Genomic DNA, 16,341 nt, shown 5'->3' with positions numbered 1-16,341 from the left:
GCTCATCGCCCCCACCTTGAAACTCGTACCGCCGGAAAAAGACGAAAAATGGGCGCGATCAGCGCGCCGGGCGTCCCGCACCAGCGGCACCCGGAGCCGGACGTGGCGTCATCGGCAGCAGGCCTTCGCGCTGCGCGCGCTTGCGAGCCAGCTTGCGGGCGCGGCGGACGGCCTCAGCCTTTTCGCGGGCGCGCTTTTCCGAAGGCTTCTCATAGTGTCCACGCATCTTCATCTCGCGGAAGATGCCTTCACGCTGCATTTTCTTCTTCAGGGCGCGAAGCGCCTGGTCAACGTTGTTGTCGCGGACGAGTACCTGCACGGGCGATCCTACTTTCGTGTTCAGAAACAAAGCCTTGGCTTAAAGCCAAACAGCTCCGCGGCGGCCACCACCGCGAATTGTGGCGGCTGATAGCAGAATCAGGGCGGATTGTCGAGTGCGTATCGCGGCTTGCCTAAACGGACCCGCCCCAGCGCTGGCACCAAAGCTCAACGCAGCTGCACCATCATCTTGACTGCGACGAAGCGTAGTGCAACTGCCACGCGCAAATCAACATACCGGATCGAGCAGTGGCTGACACAACCATACCGGCACGGCAGCCAGCAGTCGATGGCACCGTGACCGCCATCATCATCGCCGTCAGCCTCTGCCATTTCATCAATGACGTCATGCAGTCGCTGCTGGCGGCGATCTACCCGCTGCTCAAGGATGGCTACAATCTCGACTTCTGGCAGATCGGCATCCTGACGCTGGCCTTCCAGGGCACCGCGTCGCTGCTCCAGCCCGTCATAGGCCTTTATACGGACAAGCGCCCGCTTCCTTACTCGCTGCCGATCGGCATGTTGTCCTCGCTCGTCGGCCTGATCGTGCTCGCCTTCGCTCACAGCTATGCGGTGCTGGTGATTGGCTCGATGCTGATCGGCCTTGGATCGGCGATCTTCCATCCGGAATCCTCGCGCGTTGCGCGCCTTGCGTCTGGCGGGCGTTTTGGTCTGGCGCAATCCGTTTTCCAGCTAGGCGGCAATTTCGGCCAGGCGATAGGCCCTCTTCTGGCCGCGTTCGTGGTCGTACCGTTCGGCCAGCAGAGCATTTCCTGGTTCACGATTGGCTCGATGGTGGGAATTGTCGTGCTGTGGCGGGTGAGCAGATGGTATGCGGGGCACCTGCGCGACCGCATGGGTCGCAAGATGCCGGCGCCGATGTTCCCGGCCCTGCCGCGGCGGACCATCGTCACGGCGCTCGTCGTGCTGACGATCCTGACCTTCTCCAAGAACATCTACATGGCGTCGCTGTCGAGCTACTATACTTTCTATGCAATGGACCGCTTTGGCGTCTCCGTTCAGGGATCGCAATTGATGCTGTTCGGATTCCTTGGCGCTTCGGCGGCCGGGCTGGTGCTGGGCGGGTTGTTCGGCGACCGGTTCGGGGCGAAGACTGTCATCTGGTTCTCGATCCTCGGCGTGCTGCCATTCACGCTGGCGCTTCCCTACGCCAACCTCTTCTGGATCAATGTGCTCGCCATCCTGATCGGCCTGATCCTGTCGTCGGCCTTCTCCGCGATCGTCGTGTTCGCGCAGGAACTCGTTCCGGGTCGCGTCGGGCTGATCGCCGGCATCTTCTTCGGCCTTGCCTTCGGATTCGGCGGCATCGGCGCGGCAGCACTCGGTGTGCTGGCCGACAGCAGGGGCATCGAATATGTGTTTTGGATCTGCTCGTTCCTGCCGCTGCTGGGCTTGCTGACGATCTTCCTGCCCGACATGAACAGGGGTCACCGCAGATAACGGTGGCCTAGGCTGTCGCACGGCGCAAAACGGCAAGCGCCGTCGCAGACAGCGCAAGGGTGACATCGGCTTTTCGCTAGTGATACACCTCGCCGCCGGACAGCTCATCCGGCGTCCGGTCCACTGTGCATTGCGAGGCCATCGAAGCAGCATGCGGAAATATTCTGTATTCGCCATCGCCAGGGAAGCCTTGCGCGGCCACAAGGGCTGGGAACAGCAATGGACCTCGCCCGAGCCGAAGTCGGAATACGACGTCATCATCATCGGCGCCGGCGGTCATGGGCTTGGCGCGGCCTATTATCTCGCCCAGGAGCACGGCATTACCAATGTCGCGGTCATCGAGAAGGGCTGGCTCGGCGGCGGCAACACCGGCCGCAACACCACGATCATCCGCTCGAACTATCTCTACGAAGAGAGCATGGACATCTACGAGCACTCGCTGAAGCTGTGGGAAAACCTCAGCCAGGAGCTAAACTATAACGTCATGTATTCCGCGCGCGGCGTGATGATGCTGTCGCACAACACCCACGACCGGCAGTCGCTGCATCGGCATATCAATGCGCACCGCCTCTACGGCATCGACAATGAGTGGCTGACGCCAGAGCAGGCCAAGGCCTATTGCCCGCCGCTCGATATTTCGGCCTCGGCTCGCTATCCGATCAACGGTGCGTCGCTGCAACGGCGCGGCGGCACCGCGCGGCATGACGCTGTGGCCTGGGGCTATGCGCGGGCGGCCTCGGATCGCGGCGTCCACATCATCCAGAACTGCGAAGTGACTGGCATCCGCCGCGGGCCTGACGGGCGCGTGACCGGCGTCGACACCTCGCGCGGCTTCATCGGCGCGAAAAAGATCGGCGTTTCGGCATCCGGCCACAACACGGTCGTCATGGCGATGGCCGGCGTTCGCGTGCCGCTGGAAAGCAACCCGCTGCAGGCGCTGGTGTCTGAGCCGCTGAAGCCGATCTTCCCGTGCGTGGTCATGTCGAACACAGTGCATGCCTACATATCCCAGTCGGACAAGGGCGAGCTCGTCATCGGCGCGGGCACCGACCAGTATGTCTCCTATTCGCAGACCGGCGGTTTGCAGATCATCACCCACACGCTCGATGCCATCTGTGAGGTTTTCCCGATCTTCCGGCGGGTGAAGATGATGCGCCAGTGGGGCGGCATTACCGACAACACCCCGGATCGTTCGCCAATCCAGTCGAAGACGCCGGTTCCCGGCCTCTACGTCAATTGCGGATGGGGTACCGGCGGCTTCAAGGCGACGCCGGGATCGGCGCATCTGTTCGCGCATCTCATCGCGCGCGACGAGCCGCACCGGCTCGCCGCCGGGCTGACCCTTGACCGCTTCCGCTCCGGTCGGCTGATTGACGAGGCGGCCGCCGCCGCTGTGGCGCACTGAGGGGAGGGCAAAGATGCTTCTGATCCATTGCCCCTATTGCGAGGAAGAGCGCTCCGAACTGGAGTTCCGCAACGCCGGCGAAGCGCATATCGCGCGGCCGGAAAACATCGCCGCGATAAGCGACGAGGAGTTCGAGCAGTTCTTCTTCCTGCGCTCGAACCCGAAAGGCGTGATCTTCGAACGCTGGCGGCATATCCATGGCTGCGGGCGCTTCTTCAACGCCGCGCGCAACACCGTGACCGACAAGTTCCTGATGACCTACAAGGCCGGCGAGCCGAAGCCGGACCTGGACAAGCTGGGCGTTGACAAGCCGGCTGCCGCGTCTGTCGCAAGCGATCCGGACGCCGGCGAACCGAAGCCAAAGAAAAAAGAAACCCGGCGCACGCCGGCCAAGAAGGGTGATGCGTGATGGCCGAACCTTTCCGCATTTTGGGCTCGGGCAGACTGACGCCGGCGCGCACCGCGCGCTTCACCTTCGATGGCAAGCCGTACACCGGGCTGGTGGGCGATACGGTCGCCTCGGCGCTGCTGGCCAATGGCGTGCATCTCGTCGGCCGCTCCTTCAAGTATCACCGCCCGCGCGGCATCCTGTCGGCTGGCGCCGAAGAGCCCAATGCGCTGGTCGAGATCGCGCGCGACGCGGCGCGCAGGACGCCCAACGTGCGCGCGACGGTGCAGGAACTCTATGACGGGCTGACGGCGCGCTCGCAGAACCGCTGGCCGTCGCTTTCCTTCGATGTCGGCGCGATCAACGACGTGTTCTCGCCCTTCTTCTCGGCCGGCTTCTACTACAAGACCTTCATGTGGCCGAAGGCGGCATGGAAGAGCCTCTACGAGCCGAACATCCGCGCGGCCGCTGGTCTCGGCGTATCGCCGGACCAGCCTGACCCGGATCATTATTCCTCACGCTACGCGCATTGCGAGGTGCTGGTGCTGGGAGGTGGTGCGGCGGGCATCGCGGCGGCGCTCGCCGCTGCCGACACTGGCGCGCGCGTGATCCTCGCGGACGAGCAGGGCGAGTTCGGCGGTGCGCTGCGCTTCGAGAGCGGCGCGAAGATCGAGGGGCAGGACGGTTGGGGCTGGGCGCAGGCGGCGATCGCCAAACTGGCGGCCATGGAAAATGTGCGGCTGCTGCCGCGCACCACGGCGTTCGGCTACTACGCGCAGAATTTCGTCGGCCTCACCGAGCGCGTGACCGAGCATCTGTCCAATCCGGGACACGACCTTCCGCGCGAGCGGCTGTGGCAGGTCCGGGCGAAGAAGGTGGTGATCGCGACCGGCGCGATCGAGCGGCATATGGTGTTCGCCGACAACGACCGGCCGGGCGTCATGCTCGCTTCGGCGGCGCGCTCCTACCTGAACCACCAGGGCGTCGCGGTTGGCCGCAATGTCGGCGTCTATACGGCGAACGACAGCGCCTATGCGGCCGCGATCGACCTGAAGAAGGCAGGCGTCTCCATCGCCACCATCGTCGACCTCCGCGACAATCCCGCCGGGCCGCTGGTGGACGAGGCGCGCGCACTCGGCATCGAGATCAACCACGGGCGCGCGGTGGTGAAGGCGCGCGGAAAGCTGCGCGTGTCCTCCATCGTCGTGCAGCCGAAGAACGGTGGCGCCGAGCGCACGATACCGGTCGATGCGCTGATCACCTCGTCAGGCTGGACGCCGTCGGTGCACATGTTCTCGCAGTCGCGGGGCAAGGTGGCTTTCGATCAGGAGACGCGTCGCTTCCTGCCGGGCGTCTATGCGCAGGACTGCGTTTCGGTCGGCGCCTGCAACGGCACCGACAGTCTGGCCGCTGCGGTGGACGAAGCCTATGCGGCCGGGTCACGGTTGGCGAAGGAAGCGGGTGGCAAGGCTGCGAAAGGCAGCAAGCCGAAGGTCGATGCCGGCGAGAACTGGACCGGCGGGATGCTGGGCTCCGCGCCCGGGGCCGGCGCCGACACGACGGTCAAGGCGTTCATCGACTTCCAGAACGACGTCACCGCCAAGGATATCCGCCAGGCGGTGCGCGAAGGCATGCGCTCGATCGAGCACGTCAAGCGCTTCACCACCAACGGCATGGCGACCGACCAGGGCAAGACGTCGAATGTCCACGGGCTGGCGATCGCGGCGGAAGCGCTCGGCAAGGAGATGCCGGAGGTCGGGCTGACGACCTTCCGCGCGCCCTACACGCCGGTCACCTTCGGCTCGCTCATCAACCATTCGCGCGGCGCCCTGTTCGACCCGACCCGGCGTACGCCGATCCACCCGTGGGCCGAGGCGCGGGGGGCGGTGTTCGAGGATGTCGGGCAGTGGAAGCGCGCTTGGTATTTCCCGAAGTCAGGCGAGGACATGCATGCGGCTGTCGACCGCGAATGCGTGACCGTGCGCAAGACGGCGGGCCTGTTCGATGCGTCGACGCTCGGCAAGATCGAGGTCGTCGGCCCCGACGCCGCGAAGTTCATGGAACTCATCTACACCAACCCCTGGGAGAAGCTTGAGCCCGGCCGCTGCCGCTATGGCCTGATGCTGCGCGAGGACGGCTTCATCTATGACGACGGCGTCGTCGGCCGGCTCGCGGCAGATCGCTTCCATGTCACGACGACGACAGGCGGCGCAGCGCGCGTGATGAACCACATGGAGGATTATCTCCAGACCGAGTTCCCGCATCTCAACGTGTGGCTGACCTCGGTCTCCGAGCAGTGGGCGGTCATCGCCGTGCAGGGGCCGAAGTCGCGCGAGATCATCGCGCCGCTGGTCGAAGGCATTGACCTCTCGGACGAGGCGCTGCCACACATGTCCGTGCGCGAGGGCAAGATCTGCGGCGTGCCGACAAGGCTGTTCCGCATGTCCTTTTCCGGCGAGCGCGGGTTCGAGGTGAACGTGCCGGCCGACTATGGGCTCGCCGTCTGGGAGGCGCTGTGGGCCGAAGGCGAGAAGCACGGCGCCTGCGCTTACGGCACGGAGGCGATGCACGTCCTGCGCGCCGAGAAGGGTTACATCATCGTCGGGCAGGATACCGATGGGACCGTCACCATGAACGATGCCGGTCTGGACTGGGCCGTCGGCAAGAAGAAGACCGACTTCGTCGGCATTCGCGGCATGGCGCGGCCCGATCTTGTCGCGGCGGGCCGCAAGCAGATCGTCGGGCTGAAGACCAGGAACCCGAAGACCGTGCTGGAGGAGGGCGCGCAGATCGTCGGCAACCCGAGCCAGCCGAAGCCGATGAAGATGCTCGGCCATGTGACGTCGAGCTATTGGTCGGAGAATTGCGGCCGGTCGATCGCCATGGCGCTGCTGATGGACGGGCGCTCGCGCATGGGCGACACGCTGTTCGTGCCGATGCAGAACGAGACGATCGAGGTCGAGGTCTGCTCGCCGGTATTCTTCGACGAAAAGGGGGGCCGCCTCAATGGCTGACGCTGTGCGCAACCCGGCATTGGTGGGACGGGAATTTTCGGCGGCCGGCGTGAAGGTGGCCGTGCTGCCGCCAGCGCACCGGATATCGTTGCGTGCACCAACTCAGTCTTTGGCGGCCCTGTCGAAGGCGCTGGGGCTGACCTTGCCGCAGAAGCCGAAGGCGTCAGCCAGCAAGGCAACGCGAACGGCGCTGTGGCTGGGGCCGGACGAGTGGCTGGTGATTGACGAGGGGGCGAAGGATCCTCTGGACGCCTGCGCCTCCGTGGATACCCTGCATTCCGCCGTCGGAATCTCGCACCGGAACGTGGCTTTCTCGGTGACGGGTGCGGGCGCCGAAAACACCATCGCCGCCGGATGCCCGCAGGATCTTTCGCTGGCGGTGTTTCCGGTCGGCGCGTGCGCGCGCACGGTGCTTGGAAAGGCGGAAATCGTGTTGCTGCGCACGGCCGAGGATGCGTTCCGGGTCGAGTGCTGGAGGTCGTTCTCTGACTATGTTTACGGCTTCCTTACGGAAGCCGCGCGCGACGCTGCCGCCTAACGAGTTCAGCGCCTGACGAGCATTGCCGCCAGAAGACCCACGACGGCCAAGCCGACGACAGCCGCCATCGCCGGATTATCGCGCGCCGCCTGCTCGGCCGCGCGGGCACGCTTGCGGACGTGCGGCAGCGCGTCGAGAAGCCGGTCCCTGAGATCGCCGTAGACATCGTCGGCCGCCTCTCGGGCTGCGTCATACGCGTCGGAGCCGCGCCGGGACATGGTCTTCTTCAGGGCAGCGAGTTCCTTCGACAGCCTCGCGACCTGTGTTTCGAGGTCGTCTTCGACGTCGCTACGAAAGCGTGAGAATGCGGGCATGTCTTTTGTCCTTGCAAGTTGGGAGCCTAAGACAACGTCCGTCGTGTCATCCGGTTCCGCTGAAGTACAGTCCTACGGACGCTTCTGCTTGGGCTTTCCTGGGATCGACGAGGAAATGACGGAGATCGGATCGCTGGCCGGAAACGTGTCTTCCAGCGCCTCCTCAAGTTCCTCGTCCAGTTCCTGTTTTGGAGAAAGACGCTCCTGCGCGGCGCGCTCTCGTTCAAGCGATTTCACCGCCGCGGATTTTCTGTTCGTACCGAAGGGCTTTGCAGGGGCCATGTGCTTGTCCTCGCTGTATCCTTACAAGATAGGGAATGCGGCGAGCTACACCAGCCCCAATCGCGTCAGCCGTCGTTTGCTGCGTTCAGTTCGTCCGGTGCAAGGCCTGTCTCCTCCGCCTGCGCACTGACCACCTGGGACACAAGCAAGCGGCGGGACTTGAGCAGCGGCCCGAGCGTCGAACGCAGTGCTGCCAGACGCGGACTTTCCATATGCGCGGTGAGCGCAGCCTGGTCGATGTAGAGTTCACTCACCATGAGGCGACCGGGGATCGGCGCCCCTGTCTGGTCAACCGGCTCCAGCACCTCGAAGCGCAGGCAGCCGTCCTCCTCGAAAAGGGTGCGGCGGGCGTGGTCCTTCATCAAGGCGGCGAAGTCTCCTTCGCGCCCGTCATGGATCTCGTATTCGACGATGACGCTCATCTGCGGCACGGGCCGTCTCCTTATTCTTGCGCGCGCCGGCTCTCGGGCGGAACGAAAGCGAGGGTCAGCCATCGCGCCGTGAGGGCCGGCTTGGCCGATCCCTCGATCTCGATGGACACGTCGTTGGCCACTTGAACCCATCCGGAAGGTCTGATCTTGGCTTCGGCGAGCTTGAAGCGTGCGCGGATGCGCGAGCCGGTTTTTACCGGGGCAACGAAACGAACGGTATCGAAGCCGTGGTTGATGCCGATGTCGGCACCCTCCAGAGAGGGCTGCGCCTCGTAGGCAAAGGTCGAAAGCAGGGAGAGCGTGAGAAAGCCGTGCGCGATGGTACCGCCGAATGGCGTCTCCGCGGCGGCGCGCTCGGGATCGCAGTGGATGAACTGGTGGTCGTCGGTTGCGTCGGCGAACTGGTCGATCATGGTCTGCGTTACCTCGCGCCAGGGCGACAGGCCGGTCTCCTGGCCGACCAGCCCTTCCAATTCGTCGAGCCTGACTGTCTTCACGCGATACTCCCTCTCTGCGCGCTGCGCTGCGCTTCCGCTTCCCTATCGCGGATGCACCAACCATTTCAACCTTGGTCGGGTTCCCTGGTTGTAGAGGTGTCGTTTCCGGACGGTTTGGCGGCCTGTTGGCGAGGCAGCAAATCCTCGCTCCCGCAAAGTGGGGGAGAGGTGGCCGCGAAGCGGACGGAGAGGGGGGCTTTGAGCGCGGTACTTAACCTCCCCTTGAGGGGAGGTCGGCCATATGTAGTCCGGCCGGGTGGGGTCGCTTCTCACAGGCGAAACGCGGAGATTTGAATGTCGTAGCGCTGCCTCTGGCTACCCCACCCGTCCGACCGCCTGCGGCAGTCGTCCAGCCTCCCCGCAAGGGGGTGGGATATCCGCGCACTTCATCGTTGCCACGCCCTGCTTTCGCAGTCTGGCTGTTTCAAAGAACGCTCCTTGTGGGTGCAAGGAGTAGTCGGGAAGCGGGGCACGGGGCCTTGCCTCTCAATTTATTGTTTACGTGGCCGGTCTCCCGCGCCCCGCCGGTGTTCTTGCCCCCAAGGAGGACACGGCCGTTGCCGCTGGTCTCCATGAGGGCCCGGACCTGGGGGTTCATCACCCAGCCAACGCGACCGCAGCGTTGACCGATCCGGCACCGCCACCCTCCCTGATACCCGGTGCGCACCAGGTTCCCGTGAGGGCGATGGGGTGAGTATGCCTGAGGCGGGAACGGCGTGAATCCAGTTGCGAAGGAAAAATCGAAAAGCGCGCGATTTCAGTCGCCTGTGTTTCCAGTTGCGAAAAACTATCCACGCTTGGCGTTGCGGCTCATCCCCTCCGTCATTCCGGGGCCGCGAAGCGGAACCCGGAAGCCAGAGCACTGACTTGAGAACCGTTTGGGGCGGTGCGAAGGCCCGCAGACGAAGCGGCGGGTCGTCAGTGCAGGACCAGAACGTCCTCCGGGGAGAAGCTGATTTCAGCCTTGTCGCCCACCGCGGGCGGCGGGGAAGCAGGCGAGTTGAAGGTGTCGAGCGAGACGGATTCCTGGCCGAGCCCGACGCGTACACGGATAACGGAGCCCAGGAAGCTGACCTCGGCGATCTCGCCGCCGAGCATCGCGTCACGGCCGGGCTGGCGCCCGAGCGAAATGGCTTCGGGGCGCAGCGCGAGCGACACGGGATCACCTGCCTTCGAGCCGTTGAGCTTGCCCTTGAGGACCACCTCTCCGGTTCCGACCCTGACAGTGCCGGCAGAGGGGTCCGTAACCGTCCCTTCCAGCGTGTTCAGCGTACCGACGAAGTTGGCGACAAACTTTGTTGCCGGACGGTTGTAGATCTCGAACGGCGTGCCCACCTGCTCGGCCTTGCCCTGATACATCACGATGACGCGGTCGGAGATCGAAAGCGCTTCTTCCTGATCGTGCGTGACAAAGATCGTGGTGATGCCGAGCCGCTTCTGGATAGCGCGGATTTCGTCGCGCAGCGACACGCGCACCTTGGCGTCCAGGGCCGAGAGCGGCTCGTCGAGCAGAAGCACCTTGGGCTGCGGTGCGAGCGCACGCGCCAGCGCCACGCGCTGCTGCTGGCCACCGGACATCTGATAGGGGTAGCGGTCGGCAAGCTGGTCGAGCTGGATCAGCTTCAGCATCTCGGTGACCCGGGCAGAAATTTCGGAGGACGAGGCGCCGCGCACCTTGAGGCCGAAGCCAATGTTCTGCGCCACCGTCATGTTGGGAAACAGCGCATAGGCCTGGAACACCATGCCCATGTCACGCTGGCTGGTCTTCAGCCGCGTGACTTCCTTGCCGCCGACCGAGATCGATCCGGCGCTGGGCTCCTCGAAGCCGGCGACCATACGCAGCACGGTCGTCTTGCCGCAGCCGGAAGGTCCGAGGAAGGAAACGAATTCCCCTTGCTCGATATCGAGATTGAAGTCCTTGACCACGCGCAGCGGGCCAAAGTCTTTTTGCAAGCCCTTGAGTTCCAGGAATGCCATCAGCGTTTTACCTGCGTGTGTTTCTGGAGACGGGTGACGAGTTGGATGAGGCCCATGCAGCCCCAGGTGATGCCGAAGGCGATGACGGCCAGAGCCATGGGCTCGTAGGCCTTGTTGGCGCCGACGATCTGCATGTACGGGCCGAAGGCCGGCAGGTTGAGCAAAGCGGGAAACACAAACTCGCCGATAACGATGGCGAAGGTCAGGAAGGCGCCTGACAACACCGCGACGAGCACGTTGGGAAGGATGATGCGGAACAGGATGGTGAACCATCCCGCGCCCAGGCTCTGCGCGGCCTCTGTCAGCGTGCCCACATCGATCGTGCGCATACCGGTATCGACCGCGCGGTACATGTAAGGCAGCGACAGTACGGTAAATCCGCAGATGAGCAGCAGCGTGGTGCCCGCCGTCGTGCCCATGAGCGGCAGGATCGAGGACGTGTTGTAGAGCCGGATGTAGCCGAAGACGATGACGATAGCCGGAATGACAAGCGGCATCAGCGTGATGAACTCGACGATCGGCCGGAGCCAGGGCATTCGCAGGCGAATCCAGTAAGCGGTGGGAACGACGATCAATATTCCCACGACAATTGTCGCGATCGCTGCCGTGACGGAATAAAGAAACGTCGAGCGGAACTGCGGATCGGCCAGCACGACGCGGTACGCGTCGAAAGTATAGCCCTCGCGCCGCATCGACAGCGAAAACTCGGTCAGGCCGAGCAGCGGCAGCGCGAAGAAGAGGCAGCCGAAGAGGAAAGCACCCCAGGCGAATACCTTCATTTGATCCACTTCTCCGAACGGGTGCGAAGCACGATGTAGATCGTGTTGGCGATGCCGGTGATGACGATCATGCCGAAGGCCAGGGCGTAGCCGAGGTGCGGGTTGCCGAGCACGTCGCCGCGAATCTGAGCGAACAGCAGGATGGGTGCGAGATTGAGTGTGGAGCCGGTCAGCGCGATGGCTGTCGCGACCGCACCGAATGCGTTGGCGAACAGAAGCGCCAGCGTTCCCAGAAGGGACGGGAAAAGTATCGGGAAGGCAACCATCCGCCAGTACTGCGACGTGCTTGCGCCAAGGATCGCGGCCGCTTCCTTCCACTCCCGTTTTAGGCCCTCAAGGGCCGGCGTGATGATCAGAATCATCAGTGGGATCTGGAAGAAGAGATAGGTGACGATCAGCCCCTGAGTGCTAAGCAGGTTGAAGCCCATGGCGCGCAGGTTGATGCCGAATTCGGTCCTAAGCCAAACCGTGACCAGCCCGACTGGACCAAGCGTGGCGATGAAGGCGAAGGCAAGCGGCACGCCGGCGAAGTTGGACGCGACGCCGGAGAAGGTCAGAAGTGGCGAACGGAGCCGCCTGGGAAGTCCGCCGAACGTGATGGCGGCGGACATGGCGAAGCCGATCAGGCAGCCCAGCACTGCCGAGAAAAAGCTGACGCGGATTGAAAGAAGGTAGGCGTTGATTATCCCGGGCGTGTTCAACGACGCGATGTTGGCCAGCGTAAATGCGCCATCAGGAGTCCGGAACGCCCCGATGATAATGTAAAGCGTCGGGAAAATCAGGAAAAGCGCCGTGAAAACGAAGAACGGCAGGACCCCTAACCAACGCATGAGCACCCCTTTTCATGCCGGACCGTGTTCATGTCCCCGCCTTCCATCAAGGTGCGGTTGCAACGGGCGGACAGGCCAGGCGCCGCGTGGCGCCCGGCCTGCCTGACGCGTACTACTACTCGACGACGTTCGCGCCGACGGTAGCGTCCCAGCCAGCCTTCACGCCATCGCCATTGGCGTTGACCTGCTCGACGGTCGGGAACACGGCCTTTTCGTATGCGTCCGCCGGAGGCAGCTTGTCCAGAAGCTCCTGCGGAACCTTTTTGTTGGCGACAAGGTCGTTGAAGCGGATCGGGTGGCAGTAGCCCTTGAGCCAGCCGATCTGGCCTTCGTCGGAATAGAGGTGCTCCATCCACAGCTTGGCGGCGTTCGGGTTCGGCGCATAGGCGCTGATGGCCTGAACGTAGACACCGGCCAGAACCGCATCGGATGGAACCACGATCTGGGTCGCCGGATTGCCCTGGAGGCCGTCGCGCCAGCTGAGAGCATTGTAGTCCCACGCAATAATGATAGGCGTGGTGCCCTGCGCCAGCGAGGCAGACTTGCCGATGACCGGAACAAAGTTGCCGGCGGCGTTGAGCTCCTTGAAGAACTCCAGGCCGGCCTTGGCCGAGTCCGCGCCGGGCGCAGCGCCCCGCGACATGCCGGCGGCCAGAACGCCCAGGATCGCCTGGTTGGACGTGCGCGGGTCGCCCGCGAGCGCCACCTGGCCGGCATATTCAGGCTTCAGCAGATCGGCGAAGGAGGTCGGGACGTTCTCGACGATATCGGTGTTCACGAGGAACGACATCACGCCGTAGTAATCGCCGTACCAGTGTCCGTCGGGATCCTTGGCATCGGCAGGGATGGAGTCCCAGGTCGAGACCTTGTACGGCTGGAGCAGGCCTTCCTTCTGGGCAGCCGGACCGAACGCGAGACCGACGTCGAGCACGTCGGGCGCCTGCGGACCCTTGTTGTCCTTGTTGGCACGAACGGCTTCCAATTCGTCGGCAGAGCCAGCGTCCGGGTTGAGTTCGGTGACCGTGATTTCCGGATACTTGGCCTTGAACGCACCGATTACGTCGCCATAGCCGCACCAGCTGTGCGGCAGCGCGATCGTGCTGAGCTTGCCTTCCGCCTTCGCGGCGGCGACGAGCTCGGCCGACGGTTCGGCCGCGACGAAAGCCGTCGTCACCATCAGCGACGCGGCGGTGAGGGAAAGCAGCTTCCCCGTAAACTTGAACATGTGTTCTCTCCGTTGAACTGACGCCATTGGACGCCTCGGATGCGGTATCGCTGTCATGTGACAGTCCGATGAATGTCCGGACCGCCAAGCCCCCAAGGCGTGAAAAGTTAACCCCTTTTTCCGGACCGTAGCAATTGGCGGCCGGTTTATTTCTCGGCTAAATGTTCGTGATCGACCGGTCGCTGATCAACCTCCTCCTGTTTGCGACCGGCAGCATTCCCGCAGCGACAGACCCGGGGTCGGCGACCCTTAGAGTTTGCCGGCGATTGCGTTGTCGAGCAGCGTGCGTGCTGCCTTCTTCGTCAACTTGACCGGATTGGAGCCGGTGCTGGGATCCTCGACCGCCATTGCCGAGATCTCATCCTTGCGCTTCGCGTCCATCTTCAGCCCCTTGATCAGTTCGGGGAGCGTGTGCGGAACCTTGAGGTCCTTCCTTAGCTTCAGGACGGCCTTCGAGAAGCCGTCGAAGCCGCCCTTGATGCCGAGATAGGCGGCTGCGCGGGTCAGGCGCTCCTCGATGGCCGGACGGTTGAAGGCGAGCACGTAGGGCATGAAGACGCCGTTGGTCATGCCGTGGTGGGTGTCATAGAAGGCGCCGATCGGATGCGACAGCGAATGGATGGCGCCGAGGCCTTTCTGGAAGGCGGTAGCGCCCGCCGCGGCGGCGGCCATCATGTTTGCGCGCGCGGCGATGTCCTTGCCGTCGTTCGCGGCCTTGGGCAGGTTCTCGAAGACGAGGCGCATGCCTTCCAGCGCGATGCCGTCCGCCATCGGGTGGAAGCCGGGCGCGCAATAGGCTTCGAGGCAGTGGGCGAAAGCGTCCATGCCGGTGCCGACCGTGATGAAGGGCGGCATGCCGACGGTGAGTTCCGGGTCGGCAATCACGATCACCGGCAGGAGCTTGGGATGGAAGATGATCTTCTTGGTGTGCGTCGCTTCGTTGGTGAGGACTCCGGCGCGACCGACTTCGGAACCGGTGCCGGCGGTGGTGGGCACGGCAATGATCGGGGTGATGGCGTCGGAATTGGCGCGCGTCCACCAGTCGCCGATGTCCTCGAAGTCCCAGATCGGGCGCGTCTGGCCGGCTTGGAAGGCGATCAGCTTGCCGAGGTCGAGCGCGGAGCCGCCGCCGAAGGCGATGACGCCGTCATGCTTGCCTTTTTTGAAGACAGCGATGCCGGCGGTGAGATTGGCTTCGACGGGGTTCGGCTTCACGTCGGTGAAGACGCCGTAGGGGATTTTCGCGTCGTCGAGCACCTTCAGCGCCGAGGCGGTCGAGGGAAGCTTGGCGAGGCCGGGGTCGGTGACGAAGAGCGGCTTCTTGATGCCGGCCGCCGCCAGTACCTCGGGCAGTTCCTTGATGCGGCCCGGTCCGAAGCGGACGGTGGTCGGATAGTTCCATTTGGAAACGAATTTGGACATGGTTGTCGCCTCGGGTCTCAGATCTTTTCGCGCAGGTGGTAGGACTTCGGCCGGGTAAGGTTATCGTAGCCGATGGCTGATAGCGCTGCGCCCTTGCCGGTGTCCTTGACGCCTGTCCAGACCAGCGCGGGATCGAGATAGTCGCAGCGGTTCATGAAGACGGTTCCGGTTTCGACGCGGTCGCCGACGGCGATGGCGTGCTCGGTGTCGGCGGTCCAGATCGATGCGGTGAGGCCGTAGGGGCTGTCGTTCATCAGGGCGATGGCTTCCTCGTCGTTGCGCACCTTCATGATGCCGACGATCGGACCAAAACTTTCCTCGCGCATGACCGACATCTGGTGATCGACATTTGTCAGGACTTCGACGGGGAGGTAGGGCGAGCCGGCCTTGTCGCGCTCGTCCTTCGCGTTGATGTGGGCGGTGGCGCCCTTGCGCAGCGCCTCGGCCTTCTGCTCGCGGATCAGGTCGGCGAACCGGGCCTGCGCCATCGGGCCGATGATGGCGTCCTTTTCAAGCGGGTTGCCGAGCTTCCAGTTCCTGCTTTCGGCGATGAAGCCGTCGACGAAATCGTCATAGACCTTCTCGTGGACGTAGATGCGCTCGATGCCGCAGCAGCACTGTCCGGAATTGAAGAAGGCGCCTTCGACGAGGTTGGCGACGGCGTGGTCCATCTTGGCGTCGGGCAGGACGTAGGCCGGGTCCTTGCCGCCGAGTTCCAGGCCGAGCGTCATGAAGGTTCCGGCCGCGGCTTTCTCGATGGCGCGGCCGCCGGCGACCGAACCGGTGAAATTGACGTGGTCGATCTTGCCCGAGCCGAGCAGCTTTTCGGTCTGGCCGTGGTTGAGCACGATGTTCTGGAAGACGCCCTTCGGCAGCCCAGCCTTCTCGAAGGCCTGTGCGAACCGTTCGCCGACCAACAATGTCTGCGCGGCGTGCTTGAGAATGACGGTGGAGCCCGCCATCAGCGCCGGCACGATCGTGTTTACGGCTGTGAGGTAGGGATAATTCCACGGCGCGATGACCATCACGACGCCGAGCGGTTCTTTTTTCACGTATCGGCGGAAACCGTCCTTCGGATTGGTGGCGGGAACGGGCGCGAGCGCCTTCTCGGCGATCTCGACCATATACTGCGTGCGTTCCCTGACGCCGCCGAACTCGCCACCATAGCGTACCGGGCGACCCATCTGCCAGGCGATCTCGGGCACGATCTCGTCGGTCATGTCGACAAGCGCTTCTAGCATTGCGAGCATGTATTTGCCGCGGGTGGCGATGGAGGTCTTTGCCCACTCGACCTGCGCGGCCTTCGCGCGTTCGACGGCGGCGTTGACCGCTTGGTCGGTCGCGACGGGGCGCTCGGCATAGATCGAGCCATCGATGGGTGAGATGAGTTTTATTGTTTCGGTCATGCCGATATTCCTTGTAACGAGGCTGTTGGCGCAGCCCTTACTCTTTATTTGCGC

Annotated in this window: 16 protein-coding genes; 5 read left to right on the top strand and 11 right to left on the bottom strand. The window is 63.8% G+C overall.

Annotation, left to right across the window (positions count from 1 at the left end; all coding sequences use genetic code 11):
- Positions 1–58: 58 nt before the first annotated feature.
- Positions 59–319, bottom strand: a complete 261-nt coding sequence (gene rpsU / locus ABMA32_RS20860; RefSeq protein WP_349015725.1) for a 30S ribosomal protein S21 — start codon at positions 317–319, stop codon at positions 59–61.
- A 248-nt stretch (positions 320–567) separates the two neighbouring features.
- Between rpsU and ABMA32_RS20855 the strand changes: the two genes are divergently transcribed.
- The 5 genes from ABMA32_RS20855 to ABMA32_RS20835 all read left to right on the top strand — a co-directional run bounded on the left by ABMA32_RS20855 (position 568) and on the right by ABMA32_RS20835 (position 7,124).
- Entirely contained in the window at positions 568–1,779 is a 1,212-nt protein-coding gene (locus tag ABMA32_RS20855; RefSeq protein ID WP_349015724.1) for an MFS transporter, read from the top strand.
- 151 nt (positions 1,780–1,930) lie between these two features.
- Positions 1,931–3,184, top strand: a complete 1,254-nt coding sequence (locus ABMA32_RS20850) for a sarcosine oxidase subunit beta family protein (RefSeq protein WP_349015723.1) — start codon at positions 1,931–1,933, stop codon at positions 3,182–3,184.
- Between the two features lie 13 nt (positions 3,185–3,197).
- Positions 3,198–3,593: a sarcosine oxidase subunit delta gene (locus ABMA32_RS20845; RefSeq protein ID WP_349015722.1), complete on the top strand. Its 396-nt coding sequence runs from the start codon at positions 3,198–3,200 to the stop codon at positions 3,591–3,593.
- Entirely contained in the window at positions 3,593–6,586 is a 2,994-nt protein-coding gene (locus ABMA32_RS20840) for a sarcosine oxidase subunit alpha (protein WP_349015721.1), read from the top strand. Before ABMA32_RS20845 ends, ABMA32_RS20840 begins: the two co-directional genes overlap by 1 nt.
- Positions 6,579–7,124 carry a sarcosine oxidase subunit gamma gene (locus tag ABMA32_RS20835; RefSeq protein ID WP_349015720.1) on the top strand — a complete coding sequence of 182 codons (546 nt, stop codon included), beginning with the start codon at positions 6,579–6,581 and terminating at the stop codon, positions 7,122–7,124. The genes ABMA32_RS20840 and ABMA32_RS20835 overlap by 8 nt, the downstream gene beginning before the upstream one ends.
- 5 nt (positions 7,125–7,129) lie before the next feature.
- Here the strand turns inward: ABMA32_RS20835 and ABMA32_RS20830 are convergent, their stop codons facing one another.
- The 10 genes from ABMA32_RS20830 to ABMA32_RS20785 form a co-directional block, all read right to left on the bottom strand.
- Positions 7,130–7,438: a hypothetical protein gene (locus tag ABMA32_RS20830; RefSeq protein WP_349015719.1), complete on the bottom strand. Its 309-nt coding sequence runs from the start codon at positions 7,436–7,438 to the stop codon at positions 7,130–7,132.
- Positions 7,439–7,510: 72 nt separating this feature from the next.
- Positions 7,511–7,720, bottom strand: a complete 210-nt coding sequence (locus ABMA32_RS20825; RefSeq protein ID WP_349015718.1) for a hypothetical protein — start codon at positions 7,718–7,720, stop codon at positions 7,511–7,513.
- A 65-nt stretch (positions 7,721–7,785) separates the two neighbouring features.
- Positions 7,786–8,142, bottom strand: coding sequence for a putative quinol monooxygenase (locus ABMA32_RS20820; RefSeq protein WP_349015970.1), 357 nt, complete (start codon positions 8,140–8,142; stop codon positions 7,786–7,788).
- A gap of 20 nt (positions 8,143–8,162) precedes the next feature.
- Positions 8,163–8,648, bottom strand: coding sequence for a MaoC family dehydratase (locus ABMA32_RS20815; protein WP_349015717.1), 486 nt, complete (start codon positions 8,646–8,648; stop codon positions 8,163–8,165).
- A gap of 918 nt (positions 8,649–9,566) precedes the next feature.
- Complete coding sequence (locus tag ABMA32_RS20810; RefSeq protein ID WP_349015716.1) at positions 9,567–10,625, bottom strand: ABC transporter ATP-binding protein; 1,059 nt, start codon at positions 10,623–10,625, stop codon at positions 9,567–9,569.
- A complete protein-coding gene (locus ABMA32_RS20805) occupies positions 10,625–11,404 on the bottom strand; it encodes an ABC transporter permease (RefSeq protein ID WP_349015715.1) in 780 nt (259 codons plus the stop codon). Before ABMA32_RS20805 ends, ABMA32_RS20810 begins: the two co-directional genes overlap by 1 nt.
- Positions 11,401–12,234, bottom strand: a complete 834-nt coding sequence (locus ABMA32_RS20800) for an ABC transporter permease (protein WP_349015714.1) — start codon at positions 12,232–12,234, stop codon at positions 11,401–11,403. Before ABMA32_RS20800 ends, ABMA32_RS20805 begins: the two co-directional genes overlap by 4 nt.
- Before the next feature lie 115 nt (positions 12,235–12,349).
- Complete coding sequence (locus ABMA32_RS20795) at positions 12,350–13,459, bottom strand: ABC transporter substrate-binding protein (protein ID WP_349015713.1); 1,110 nt, start codon at positions 13,457–13,459, stop codon at positions 12,350–12,352.
- A 249-nt stretch (positions 13,460–13,708) separates the two neighbouring features.
- On the bottom strand, positions 13,709–14,881 hold the full coding sequence (locus ABMA32_RS20790; RefSeq protein WP_349015712.1) for an iron-containing alcohol dehydrogenase: 1,173 nt from the start codon (positions 14,879–14,881) through the stop codon (positions 13,709–13,711).
- A 17-nt stretch (positions 14,882–14,898) separates the two neighbouring features.
- Entirely contained in the window at positions 14,899–16,287 is a 1,389-nt protein-coding gene (locus ABMA32_RS20785) for an aldehyde dehydrogenase family protein (protein WP_349015711.1), read from the bottom strand.
- Between the last annotated feature and the right edge of the window lie 54 nt (positions 16,288–16,341).

Source organism: Mesorhizobium quangtriensis, assembly GCF_040081925.1.
Lineage (GTDB): Bacteria > Pseudomonadota > Alphaproteobacteria > Rhizobiales > Rhizobiaceae > Mesorhizobium_K > Mesorhizobium_K quangtriensis.
This window is presented reverse-complemented; position numbering and strand designations above follow the sequence as displayed.

What these genes read in the sequence shown, in the direction of transcription:
- ABMA32_RS20850 (WP_349015723.1), top strand. Translation starts at nt 1,931, where the DNA reads ATGCGGAAATATTCTGTATTCGCCATCGCCAGGGAAGCCTTGCGCGGC.
- ABMA32_RS20845 (WP_349015722.1), top strand. Translation starts at nt 3,198, where the DNA reads ATGCTTCTGATCCATTGCCCCTATTGCGAGGAAGAGCGCTCCGAACTG.
- ABMA32_RS20840 (WP_349015721.1), top strand. Translation starts at nt 3,593, where the DNA reads ATGGCCGAACCTTTCCGCATTTTGGGCTCGGGCAGACTGACGCCGGCG.
- ABMA32_RS20835 (WP_349015720.1), top strand. Translation starts at nt 6,579, where the DNA reads ATGGCTGACGCTGTGCGCAACCCGGCATTGGTGGGACGGGAATTTTCG.
- ABMA32_RS20830 (WP_349015719.1), bottom strand. Translation starts at nt 7,438, where the DNA reads ATGCCCGCATTCTCACGCTTTCGTAGCGACGTCGAAGACGACCTCGAA.
- ABMA32_RS20825 (WP_349015718.1), bottom strand. Translation starts at nt 7,720, where the DNA reads ATGGCCCCTGCAAAGCCCTTCGGTACGAACAGAAAATCCGCGGCGGTG.
- ABMA32_RS20820 (WP_349015970.1), bottom strand. Translation starts at nt 8,142, where the DNA reads ATGAGCGTCATCGTCGAATACGAGATCCATGACGGGCGCGAAGGAGAC.
- ABMA32_RS20810 (WP_349015716.1), bottom strand. Translation starts at nt 10,625, where the DNA reads ATGGCATTCCTGGAACTCAAGGGCTTGCAAAAAGACTTTGGCCCGCTG.
- ABMA32_RS20805 (WP_349015715.1), bottom strand. Translation starts at nt 11,404, where the DNA reads ATGAAGGTATTCGCCTGGGGTGCTTTCCTCTTCGGCTGCCTCTTCTTC.
- ABMA32_RS20800 (WP_349015714.1), bottom strand. Translation starts at nt 12,234, where the DNA reads ATGCGTTGGTTAGGGGTCCTGCCGTTCTTCGTTTTCACGGCGCTTTTC.
- ABMA32_RS20795 (WP_349015713.1), bottom strand. Translation starts at nt 13,459, where the DNA reads ATGTTCAAGTTTACGGGGAAGCTGCTTTCCCTCACCGCCGCGTCGCTG.
- ABMA32_RS20790 (WP_349015712.1), bottom strand. Translation starts at nt 14,881, where the DNA reads ATGTCCAAATTCGTTTCCAAATGGAACTATCCGACCACCGTCCGCTTC.
- ABMA32_RS20785 (WP_349015711.1), bottom strand. Translation starts at nt 16,287, where the DNA reads ATGACCGAAACAATAAAACTCATCTCACCCATCGATGGCTCGATCTAT.